This window comes from Pseudomonas sp. NFACC37-1, assembly GCF_900101575.1.
Classification (GTDB): Bacteria; Pseudomonadota; Gammaproteobacteria; order Pseudomonadales; family Pseudomonadaceae; genus Aquipseudomonas; species Aquipseudomonas fluorescens_AA.
In genome coordinates, this window is the sequence record NZ_FMUZ01000016.1 from 120,648 (window position 1) to 130,322 (window position 9,675).

Annotated in this window: 13 protein-coding genes; 11 read left to right on the forward strand and 2 right to left on the reverse strand. The window is 63.5% G+C overall.

Features of this window, described 5'->3' with window-relative positions:
- Positions 1-87: 87 nt before the first annotated feature.
- The 9 genes from mdcA (at position 88) to madM (ending at position 7,340) form a co-directional block, all read left to right on the forward strand.
- Positions 88-1,758 (forward strand): malonate decarboxylase subunit alpha, encoded by a 1,671-nt coding sequence (gene mdcA, locus BLP82_RS17780; RefSeq protein WP_092170793.1) that lies wholly within the window; start codon positions 88-90, stop codon positions 1,756-1,758.
- Positions 1,759-2,634 (forward strand): triphosphoribosyl-dephospho-CoA synthase, encoded by an 876-nt coding sequence (locus tag BLP82_RS17785; protein ID WP_092170797.1) that lies wholly within the window; start codon positions 1,759-1,761, stop codon positions 2,632-2,634. It begins immediately after the preceding gene.
- Positions 2,634-2,933 (forward strand): malonate decarboxylase subunit delta, encoded by a 300-nt coding sequence (locus BLP82_RS17790; RefSeq protein ID WP_003206454.1) that lies wholly within the window; start codon positions 2,634-2,636, stop codon positions 2,931-2,933. Before BLP82_RS17785 ends, BLP82_RS17790 begins: the two co-directional genes overlap by 1 nt.
- Positions 2,926-3,777, forward strand: a complete 852-nt coding sequence (locus BLP82_RS17795; protein ID WP_092170801.1) for a biotin-independent malonate decarboxylase subunit beta — start codon at positions 2,926-2,928, stop codon at positions 3,775-3,777. The genes BLP82_RS17790 and BLP82_RS17795 overlap by 8 nt, the downstream gene beginning before the upstream one ends.
- On the forward strand, positions 3,774-4,577 hold the full coding sequence (gene mdcE, locus BLP82_RS17800) for a biotin-independent malonate decarboxylase subunit gamma (RefSeq protein WP_092170804.1): 804 nt from the start codon (positions 3,774-3,776) through the stop codon (positions 4,575-4,577). Before BLP82_RS17795 ends, mdcE begins: the two co-directional genes overlap by 4 nt.
- On the forward strand, positions 4,571-5,194 hold the full coding sequence (locus tag BLP82_RS17805; RefSeq protein WP_170842333.1) for a malonate decarboxylase holo-ACP synthase: 624 nt from the start codon (positions 4,571-4,573) through the stop codon (positions 5,192-5,194). The genes mdcE and BLP82_RS17805 overlap by 7 nt, the downstream gene beginning before the upstream one ends.
- Positions 5,191-6,111, forward strand: a complete 921-nt coding sequence (gene mdcH, locus BLP82_RS17810) for a malonate decarboxylase subunit epsilon (RefSeq protein ID WP_092170809.1) — start codon at positions 5,191-5,193, stop codon at positions 6,109-6,111. Before BLP82_RS17805 ends, mdcH begins: the two co-directional genes overlap by 4 nt.
- A gap of 66 nt (positions 6,112-6,177) precedes the next feature.
- Positions 6,178-6,570 carry a malonate transporter subunit MadL gene (madL, locus tag BLP82_RS17815; protein WP_092170813.1) on the forward strand — a complete coding sequence of 131 codons (393 nt, stop codon included), beginning with the start codon at positions 6,178-6,180 and terminating at the stop codon, positions 6,568-6,570.
- 5 nt (positions 6,571-6,575) lie between these two features.
- Positions 6,576-7,340, forward strand: coding sequence for a malonate transporter subunit MadM (gene madM, locus BLP82_RS17820; RefSeq protein WP_092170832.1), 765 nt, complete (start codon positions 6,576-6,578; stop codon positions 7,338-7,340).
- Positions 7,341-7,480: 140 nt separating this feature from the next.
- Here madM and BLP82_RS17825 read toward each other — a convergent pair whose 3' ends face one another.
- Entirely contained in the window at positions 7,481-8,395 is a 915-nt protein-coding gene (locus BLP82_RS17825) for a LysR family transcriptional regulator (RefSeq protein ID WP_060740224.1), read from the reverse strand.
- A gap of 246 nt (positions 8,396-8,641) precedes the next feature.
- On the opposite strand from BLP82_RS17825, the gene BLP82_RS17830 reads away from it, so the two are divergent.
- On the forward strand, positions 8,642-9,259 hold the full coding sequence (locus tag BLP82_RS17830; protein ID WP_060740225.1) for a PAQR family membrane homeostasis protein TrhA: 618 nt from the start codon (positions 8,642-8,644) through the stop codon (positions 9,257-9,259).
- Between the two features lie 78 nt (positions 9,260-9,337).
- Here BLP82_RS17830 and BLP82_RS31695 read toward each other — a convergent pair whose 3' ends face one another.
- Positions 9,338-9,526: a hypothetical protein gene (locus BLP82_RS31695; RefSeq protein WP_256576635.1), complete on the reverse strand. Its 189-nt coding sequence runs from the start codon at positions 9,524-9,526 to the stop codon at positions 9,338-9,340.
- On the opposite strand from BLP82_RS31695, the gene BLP82_RS31700 reads away from it, so the two are divergent.
- Positions 9,518-9,675, forward strand: a 158-nt coding sequence (locus BLP82_RS31700) for a transposase family protein (protein ID WP_256576634.1), incomplete at its 3' end; no start/stop codon positions are given. The two genes, BLP82_RS31695 and BLP82_RS31700, sit on opposite strands and share 9 nt — an antisense overlap.

Genomic DNA, 9,675 nt, shown 5'->3' on the forward strand with positions numbered 1-9,675 from the left:
CGTAACGATCCGCTGCTGAGCTTGATTGATGCCCTCGCCACAACACTCCTAAGGTAACCCCCACGACAGCGAACCCGTGGAGTGGTCATGACAACAACAATATCCCCCGACTCGCGCTGGACGCGGCGGCGCAGCGAGAAGCAGCGGCGTCTCGGGCTGGTGAAGGGGCTTGCCGATGGAGTGGTGTTGCCCACCGACAGGATCGTCGCGGCGCTGGAGGCGTTGATCCTGCCCGGCGACCGTGTGGTGCTGGAGGGCAATAACCAGAAGCAGGCGGATTTTCTCTCGCGCTCGCTGGCGAAAGTCGACCCTTCGAAGTTGCACGATTTGCACATGATCATGCCCAGCGTCGGTCGTTCCGAGCACTTGGATCTGTTCGAACGCGGCATTGCCCGCAAGCTGGATTTCTCCTTCGCCGGCACCCAGAGCCTGCGCATCAGCCAATTGCTGGAAGATGGCCTGCTGGAAATCGGTGCGATCCACACCTACATCGAGCTCTACGCCCGGCTGGTGGTGGACCTGATCCCCAACGTGGTGCTCTCGGCCGGTTTCATGGCCGACCGCGCCGGCAATATCTACACCGGCCCCAGCACCGAAGACACGCCGGCGCTGATCGAGCCGGCGGCGTTCAGCGACGGGATTGTCATTGTCCAGGTCAACCAGTTGGTGGATGACGTCAGTGACCTGCCACGGGTGGATATCCCGGCGTCCTGGGTCGATTTCGTGGTGGTGGCCGACAAGCCGTTCTACATCGAGCCGCTGTTCACCCGCGACCCGCGCCACATCAAGCCTGTGCACGTGTTGATGGCGATGATGGCGATCCGTGGAATCTACGAAAAGCACAACGTCCAGTCCCTCAATCACGGCATCGGTTTCAACACCGCCGCCATCGAATTGATCCTGCCGACCTACGGCGAATCCCTCGGCCTGAAGGGCAAGATCTGCCGTAACTGGACCCTCAATCCGCACCCAACCCTGATCCCGGCCATCGAAAGCGGCTGGGTCGAAAGCGTGCATTGCTTTGGCACCGAACTGGGCATGGAAAACTACATCGCCGCGCGACCGGATGTGTTCTTCACCGGTCGCGATGGCTCGCTGCGTTCCAACCGCATGGTCTGCCAACTGGCCGGGCAATACGCGGTGGACCTGTTCATCGGCGCCACCCTGCAAGTGGACGGCGACGGTCATTCCTCAACGGTGACCCGTGGCCGCTTGGCCGGTTTCGGTGGTGCGCCGAACATGGGCCACGATCCGCGGGGTCGCCGCCACGGCACGCCGGCCTGGCTCGACATGCGCCACGGCGATGGTGACGCGCCGTTGCTCGAGCGTGGCAAGAAACTGGTGGTGCAGATGGTCGAGACGTTCCAGGAGGGCGGCAAACCGACCTTCGTCGAGACCCTCGATGCGGTGGACGTGGCGAAGAAAGCCGGCATGCCCCTGGCGCCGATCATGATCTACGGCGACGACGTCACCCACCTGCTGACCGAAGAGGGCATCGCCTACCTGTATAAGGCTCGTTCCCTGGAAGAGCGCCAGGCGATGATCGCCGCCGTGGCTGGGGTCACCGCCATCGGTTTGCGCCATGATCCGAAAGACACCGCGCGCATGCGTCGCGAAGGGCTGATCGCCTTGCCCGAAGACCTCGGTATCCGTCGCACCGACGCCACCCGCGAGTTGCTCGCGGCCAAGAGCGTGGCCGATCTGGTGGAGTGGTCCGGTGGTCTCTACAACCCGCCCGCCAAGTTCAGGAGCTGGTAAATGCACGCCTTCAACCTGCAACCGAAAAAACTGTCCTTGGCCGAACGTCTGGCGGACATGGCGGTGGATGCACTGATCGACGAAGCCGACCTGTCACCTAAACCGGCTTTGGTGGACCGTCGCGGCAATGGTGCCCATACCGATTTGCACTTGGGCCTGATGCATGCTTCGGCGCTGTCGCTGTGGCCGGCGTTCAAGGAAATGGCCGAAGCCGCCCTCGATTGCGGCGAGATCGGCCTGCCATTGCGCGAAGCCCTCGGCCGGATCGGCCGTGAGGGCGAAGCGGCGATGCTTGCCACCACGGACGGGGTAAACACCCATCGTGGCGCGATCTGGGCCTTGGGCTTGCTCGTGGCGGCGGCGGCGCTGGAACCTGAATCCAGTGTCGCCAGCGCCGTTGCTTTACGTGCCGCCCGCCTGGCCTTGCTCAACGACCGTTATGCGCCTCGCCCCTTGAGCCATGGCGCCCAGGTCGCCCAGCGCTACGGCGTGCGCGGTGCCCGGGAAGAGGCGCAACTGGCGTTCCCGGCGGTGACCGGCCTGGGCCTGCCGCAACTCAAGCGCAGCCGCGCGGCGGGGGCGGGTGAGCAGAACGCTCGGCTCGATGCCTTGCTGGCGATCATGACCACCCTGGCCGACACCTGCGTGCTCTACCGCGCTGGCGAGCCGGGTTTGCAGGCCATGCAACAAGGCGCCAGAGCGGTGCTCGATGCCGGTGGCAGTGCGAGCCTGGGCGGTCGTCGCCAATTGCACGCGCTGGATCAACAACTGATTGCCTTGAACGCCTCGCCCGGCGGCGCTGCCGACCTGCTCGCCGCCTGCCTGTTCCTCGATCGTATCGAGCGCGGCGATGGCCTCTTCCCAGGAGTGTGCTGATGGAAACCCTATCCTTTGAATTCCCCGCCGGGCAGCCGCCACGGGGCCGGGCGCTGGTGGGCTGCGTCGGCTCGGGCGACCTGGAAGTGCTGATCGAACCTGGCTTGGCGGGCAAGCTGACGATCCAGGTGCAGACCTCGGTCAATGGCAGCGAGCAACGCTGGCAACATCTGTTCGCCCGCATGTTCGACGGTCAGACGCCACCGGCCCTGTCCATCGACATCCACGATTTCGGCGCCACCCCCGGCGTGGTGCGTCTGCGCCTGGAACAAGGCTTCGAGGAGATCGGCCATGACTGACAGCGCAGCGTTGCTCAACAAGCACAGCTTCGTCGAACTCGGCGCCCGGCAGCGGGCCAAGGCCTTGCTCGATGACGGTACGTTCCGCGAATTGCTCGATCCCTTCCAGCGCATCATGTCGCCCTGGCTGCTGCGCCAGGGCGTGGTGCCGCAAAGCGACGACGGCGTAGTGATCGCCAAGGGCAGCATTGATGGCCTGCCGGTGGTGATCGCCGCCATCGAAGGCGCGTTCCAGGGCGGCAGCCTCGGTGAAGTCGGCGGGGCGAAGATTGCTGGTGCGTTGGAGCTGGCCGCCGAGGACAACCGCAAAGGCATCCCAACCTGTGCCGTACTGCTGCTGGAAACCGGTGGCGTGCGGTTGCAGGAAGCCAACCTCGGGCTGGCGGCGATTGCCGAGATTCATTCGGCGATTGTCGACCTGCGCCAATACCAGCCGGTGGTCGGCGTGGTGGCCGGCAGTGTCGGCTGCTTCGGCGGCATGTCCATCGCCGCCGGGCTGTGCAGTTATCTGCTGGTGACCCAGGAGGCCCGGCTGGGCCTGAACGGCCCACAAGTGATCGAACAAGAGGCCGGGATCGACGAATACGATTCCCGCGACCGACCCTTCATCTGGAGCCTGACCGGAGGCGAACAGCGTTTCGCCACCGGCCTGGTGGACCGTTACGTCGCCGATGACGTGGCGCGGATCCGCCAGCAGGTCAGCCAACTGCTGCACCTGGGCGTTCCCGTCGAACACCGCAGCGGCCAGGCCGAACTGTTCCTGCAACGCCTGGAGCGGTTGGACACCGGCGTGCAAATCGAACCGGCCACGGTTCGTCAGCTGTATCAGGGAGAACGCTCATGAGCTCGTATTCGTTGAGAGGCTTGCGCTGGTTCGAGGCCTTGAGTGGCGGCGCCAAACCGTTGGAAGGATTGCCTGCTTCGTTGAAAGTCGCGGACGTCACGCTGGGCGGGCAACACGTGCGCCTGCTGGCGGCGGTGGCGGATCCCGACAGTCGTTTTCCCCGGGCGCGCAATGGCGAAGTCGGTTTGCTCGAGGGTTGGGGCCTGGCCAAAGCCGTGGACGATGCCATCGACGCCGACCGCGATGCCTCCCACAAGCGTGCGTTGATCGCCATTGTCGATGTGCCGAGCCAAGCCTATGGCCGACGCGAAGAGGCCCTCGGTATTCATCAGGCCTTGGCCGGCGCGGCGGACAGCTATGCCCGCGCACGGCTGGCCGGACATCCGGTGATTGGCTTGCTGGTGGGCAAGGCGATGTCCGGGGCGTTCCTGGCCCACGGCTACCAGGCCAACCGACTGATTGCACTGCGTGATCCGGGGGTGATGGTCCACGCCATGGGCAAGGCCTCGGCGGCGCGGGTGACCTTGCGCAGTGTCGAAGAGCTTGAAGCGCTGGCTGCGAGTGTGCCGCCGATGGCCTACGACATCGACAGTTTTGCCAGCCTGGGCCTGCTGTGGGAAACCTTGTCGGTGGAGCAGATCGAGCAGCCCTGCGCGACCGATCTGGCCCGGGTCACCGATTGCCTGCAACAAGCGATCATCGATGTCGCCAATGCGCCTCGCGACTTGCGCAGCCGCCTCGGTGCGACCCATCGGGCCGCCTCCAGCACGGTTCGTCAATTGTTGAGCGCGCAGTGGTGAACGGGTTCCTGGCCCATGACCTGCTCTGGGGAATGACGCCGGAGCACTTGCCTGCGGATGCGCCACGCTGGGCCGTCGAGAGCCTCGGCCTCGGCCAACCGGTGGTGGTGCGCCGGGCGTTGACCTTGCCCGGGGATGTCGCGGTGGGCGTGCGCGGGCGCTCCAGGGCGCAGCGTTACGCCACGTCGATGCCGATGGCTGCGATCCAGCGCCGGGTGCGCCCGGAGGACCTGTGCCAGGTCGAGTCGCCGCGCGATCTGCCGGCCCTGCACGCCCTGGCCCGGCTACGCCCGCTGCTCGATGGCAGTGGCTGGACCTGGGGCGTCAGCGGCAGCGCCGGGTTCGAACTCGCCAGCGGCATCGAGGCGCTGCACGAGCGCAGCGACCTGGACCTGATCCTGCGCACACCGCACTGTCTGGATCGTCTCCAGGCCAGGGATTTGCTGGCGCTACTGGATGCTTCGGTATGCGCCGTGGACATGCAGTTGCAAACGCCTTGCGGCGCCGTGGCCCTGCGGGAATGGGCGGGTTCGTCGCCTCGGGTCTTGCTCAAGGACGATGTTCAGGCCCGGCTGGTGAGCGACCCCTGGCAGCCTTGCGTGGAGCAGGTCGCGTGAGCAGCCTCTTCGTCTTTCCCGGCCAGGGTGCGCAGCGCGTGGGCATGCTCCATGGGCTGGCGCCGCTGATCCTGGACGAGGCGGGGGATGTGCTCGGTGAAGACGTCTTGCGACTGGACAGCGCCGAGGCGTTGCAATCGACCCGCGCCGTGCAGCTGTGCCTGCTGATCGCAGGCGTGGCGGCGGCCCGTCGATTGCTGGAACAAGCCCCCGCGCCGGATTATGTGGCAGGGCTGTCCATCGGTGCATATCCGGCGGCGGTCGTTGCCGGGGCGCTGGGCTTCGAGGATGCGCTGCGGCTGGTCAGCCTGCGGGGTGAGCTGATGCAGCAGGCGTATCCGCAAGGCTACGGCATGAGCGCGATCATCGGCCTGGATCTGGCGGCAGTAGAAGCCTTGCTGGAGCAGGTGCACGGTGAAACGACGCCGGTCTACCTGGCCAATATCAATGCCGATAATCAGGTGGTCATTGCCGGCAGCGACGAAGCCATGCGCCTCGTCGCTGAGCGGGCCCGCCGCCAAGGCGCCGCCAAGGCCTGCCGGTTGGCGGTGAGCGTGCCGTCCCACTGCCCGTTGCTGGAGGTCCCGGCGCGGACATTGGCCCAGGCATTCCTCGATGTGCCGTTGAAAACACCGACGCTGGGCTATCTCAGTGGCAGCCGCGCCCGACCGGTGACCAAGACCGATGCTCTGCGCGACGACCTGGCCTTTAACATGTGCCGCGTGGTCGATTGGCGCGGCACCGTGCAAAGCGCCTACGAACGCGGCGTGCGGCTACAGATCGAACTGCCACCCGGCGCGGTACTCACCGGGCTGGCGCGCCGGGTGTTCGAGCAGGGCACCGTCATTGCCTTCGACGGTGCCCGGCTCGATACCTTGCAGGCGCTGTTGCGTGAGGAGGGAAGCCGCCAACCCTAGACACCGACTCAAGCTGGCGAAGCACAAAAACAACAACTTCGACGATGCACTTTGAGGACTACGACAATGATTATTTACGGTGTGGCGTTTCTGGCCTTTTGTACCCTGGCGGGTATTTTCATCGGCGAGCTGCTGGGCAAATTGATTGGCGTGCCGGCCAACGTCGGCGGCGTCGGCATTGCGATGCTGCTGTTGATCGGCCTGGGCAGTTATCTGGGCAAGCGTGGCCTGTTCAAGGGTAAGTCCGAGGCCGGCGTGGAATTCTGGAGCGCGGTCTACATTCCCATCGTGGTGGCGATGGCGGCGCAGCAAAACGTCTACGGTGCGCTCAAGGGCGGACCTATGGCGATCCTGGCTGGCACCTTGGCAGTGGTGATTGCCTTCGCGTTGGTGCCGGTGCTGGTGCGCATTGGCAACAAAGATTCCCAGGCCGATGTTTCCGTTAAGACGGTCGGGTGATTGCCATGTACGAATCCATGATGAAAGTCATCACCGGCTACGGCCTGATCAGCGGCTTCGCCATTGTCGGCATCACCATGTGGGTGTCCTATTGGATCAGCAACACGTTCACCAAAGGTCGGTTGCATGGCTCGGCCATCGCCATTCTGCTTGGGCTGGTGCTCTCCTACATAGGCGGGGCAATGACTGGCGGGCAGAAGGGCGTGGTGGACATTCCCCTGCTGTCTGGGATTGGCCTGCTGGGCGGTGCCATGCTGCGGGACTTCGCCATCGTCGCCACGGCGTTCGGCGTGAGCATCGAAGAACTCAAGCGTGCCGGTTTCGTTGGCGTGCTGGCGTTGTTCGTCGGTGTCGGTACGTCATTCATTGCCGGTGTCGGCGTGGCGATGGCCTTCGGTTATACCGATTCGGTGAGCTTGACCACTATCGGCGCGGGGGCGGTGACCTATATCGTCGGGCCGGTGACCGGGGCGGCTATCGGTGCCAGTTCCGAAGTGATGGCGCTGTCCATTGCCGCTGGGTTGATCAAGGCGATCCTGGTGATGGTGGCGACACCGTTCGTGGCACCGATGATTGGTCTGAATAATCCCCGCAGCGCGGTGATCTTCGGTGGCTTGATGGGCACCTCCAGCGGCGTGGCCGGTGGTTTGGCGGCCACTGATCCGAAGCTGGTGCCCTATGGCTGCCTGACGGCGGCGTTCTATACGGCGCTTGGGTGTCTGCTGGGGCCTTCGTTGTTATTCCTGATCATGCGGGGGTTGATCGGATAGGGCTTAGGCTTTTTGCTGACAGGGCTGGCCTCATCGCGAGCAAGCTCGCTCCCACACAGGTTTTGTGTCGTACTCAGATGTTGGGGATGACACAAATCAATGTGGGAGCGAGCTTGCTCGCGATGGGGGGCGGCACGATTTCAGGCCTGGCGATTGGCATACATCCGGCACTCGGCCAACAGCGCCAGCAGGTTCGGATCCCGTTCCTTGGCCTTGAGGAACACTACGCCGATGTGCTGCTGCAAGCGGTACTTTTCCTGCAATGGGATCAGTTTCACCCGGTTTTCATACACCGCCGCGATCCGGCCGGGCAGCAAGGCATAACCCACCCCGGAGCTGACCATGCTCAGCAGGGTGAAGATGTCGTTGACCTGCATCGCCACCTTCGGCTCGAACCCCGCCTGCTTGAACACCCGAATCCCGTCCTGATGTGTGGCGAAGCCCTGGGTCAAGGTGATGAATGTCTCGTCGCGAACCTCGGCCAGGTCGACTTCGCTGCGCTGGGCAAAGGGTGAGTCGGCTGGCGTGGCGAGGAAGATGTCATCGGAAAACAGCGCAATCTGCTCGCAGTCCGGGTCGTTGACGCTGTCGTCCAGGGACACCAGGATCGCATCGACCTCCATGTTCTTGAGCTTGTACAGCAGGTCGATGTTGGAGCCCATGATCAGGTCGATATTGAGTTCGCTGCGGCGGATCTTCAGGCCCATGATCAGTTGCGGCACGGTCTTGACCGTCAACGAATACAGCGAGCCGAGCTTGAAGCGCTCGGCGGAGAAACCAGCAGCCTCACGGGTCAGGCGCACGCTGTCGACCACGTCCTGGATCAGCTTCTGCGCCCGTTCTTCCAGCACGTAAGCGCTTTCCAGCGGTGTGAGGTTACGCCCTTCGTGCTTGAACAATGGGCAGCGCAGGGCGCTTTCCAGCGAGTGAATGGCCCGGTGCACACTGACGTTGCTGGTCTGCAACTCGGCCGCCGCCCGTGCCAGGTTGCCGGTGCGCATGAAGGCCAGGAACACCTCCAGTTTCTTCAGGGTCAATTCTTCGTCGATCAGCATGGGGCGGACTCTTATTCGTATCGCCCGATTGTGCCCCAATTGGCCTAGGGATGTGATCGTTCCCACGCTCTGCGTGGGAACGCCTCAATGGACGCTCCGCGTCCGCTTTGGGACGCGGAGCGTCCCAGGCTGCATTTCCACGCGGAGCGTGGGAACGATCATCCAATGATTAAATCAACAAACATTGCACTTTGCAGCGCCAAGCCTGAGCCTTGGCGTCTGTTTTGGAATGTGAGGGGGGATTGGATGTATCACGGGGAACGACTCAACGCCTGGACGCACCTGGTCGGGGCGGTCGCGGCTTTTATCGGGGCGGTGTGGCTGCTGGTGATTGCCGGGATGGCCGGCGATCCGTGGAAGATCGTCAGCGTGGCCATCTATGGGTTCACCTTGCTGGTGCTGTACAGCGCTTCGACGGTCTACCACAGCGTGCGCGGGCGCAAAAAGGAAATCATGCAGAAGGTCGATCACTTTTCGATCTACCTGCTGATCGCCGGCAGTTATACGCCGTTCTGCCTGGTGACCCTGCGCGGGCCGTGGGGCTGGACGTTGTTCGGGATCGTCTGGGGGCTGGCCGTGATTGGTATCTTGCAGGAGATCAAGCCGCGTTCCGAAGCGCGGATCCTGTCGATCGTGATCTACGCCGTGATGGGCTGGATCGTGCTGGTGGCGGTCAAGCCCCTGCTGGCGGCCCTGGGCAGCACCGGGTTCGCCTGGTTGGCCTCGGGCGGCGTGTTATACACCGTCGGCATCATCTTCTTCGCCCTCGACCACCGGCTGCGCCACGCCCATGGCATCTGGCACCTGTTCGTGATCGCCGGCAGCCTGCTGCACTTCGTGGCGATTCTGTTTTATGTGCTCTAACTCATGACCACCACCAAACCACTGTGGGAGCGGGCTTGCTCGCGAAGACGGTGTATCAGCCGGCATAAATATGGTTCTTCACGGAATCCCGGGAAACACAGAAACAAGAACGCCGATTTGATTGATGATGTTCGTGCGAGCAAACACATCTAACAAACCGGCGTTCTTATGCGCGATATTAATACTTTCCTTCCTTTTTGGGAGGGCTTTTCTGTCGTCACGATCAAGCCTGATGGCGACGCGCTTCAGATCGATCTGATTCCCCATCCCACCCGATTCCCATCCTGCGGCGGGTGCCAGAAAACCTGTTCAAGCACTCATGAGTATTGCGAGCGTACCGTTCGTGACTTGCCGATTCTCGGTCGTGCGGTACGCCTCCGCGTTTTGCTCAGGCGTGTTGGCTGTCGTGACTGCGG

Bases quoted from the DNA above. Each gene is read 5' to 3' on its own strand.
- mdcA (WP_092170793.1), top strand. From the start codon at position 88: ATGACAACAACAATATCCCCCGACTCGCGCTGGACGCGGCGGCGCAGC.
- BLP82_RS17785 (WP_092170797.1), top strand. From the start codon at position 1,759: ATGCACGCCTTCAACCTGCAACCGAAAAAACTGTCCTTGGCCGAACGT.
- BLP82_RS17790 (WP_003206454.1), top strand. From the start codon at position 2,634: ATGGAAACCCTATCCTTTGAATTCCCCGCCGGGCAGCCGCCACGGGGC.
- BLP82_RS17795 (WP_092170801.1), top strand. From the start codon at position 2,926: ATGACTGACAGCGCAGCGTTGCTCAACAAGCACAGCTTCGTCGAACTC.
- mdcE (WP_092170804.1), top strand. From the start codon at position 3,774: ATGAGCTCGTATTCGTTGAGAGGCTTGCGCTGGTTCGAGGCCTTGAGT.
- madL (WP_092170813.1), top strand. From the start codon at position 6,178: ATGATTATTTACGGTGTGGCGTTTCTGGCCTTTTGTACCCTGGCGGGT.
- madM (WP_092170832.1), top strand. From the start codon at position 6,576: ATGTACGAATCCATGATGAAAGTCATCACCGGCTACGGCCTGATCAGC.
- BLP82_RS17825 (WP_060740224.1), bottom strand. From the start codon at position 8,395: ATGCTGATCGACGAAGAATTGACCCTGAAGAAACTGGAGGTGTTCCTG.
- BLP82_RS17830 (WP_060740225.1), top strand. From the start codon at position 8,642: ATGTATCACGGGGAACGACTCAACGCCTGGACGCACCTGGTCGGGGCG.
- BLP82_RS31695 (WP_256576635.1), bottom strand. From the start codon at position 9,526: ATGGGGAATCAGATCGATCTGAAGCGCGTCGCCATCAGGCTTGATCGT.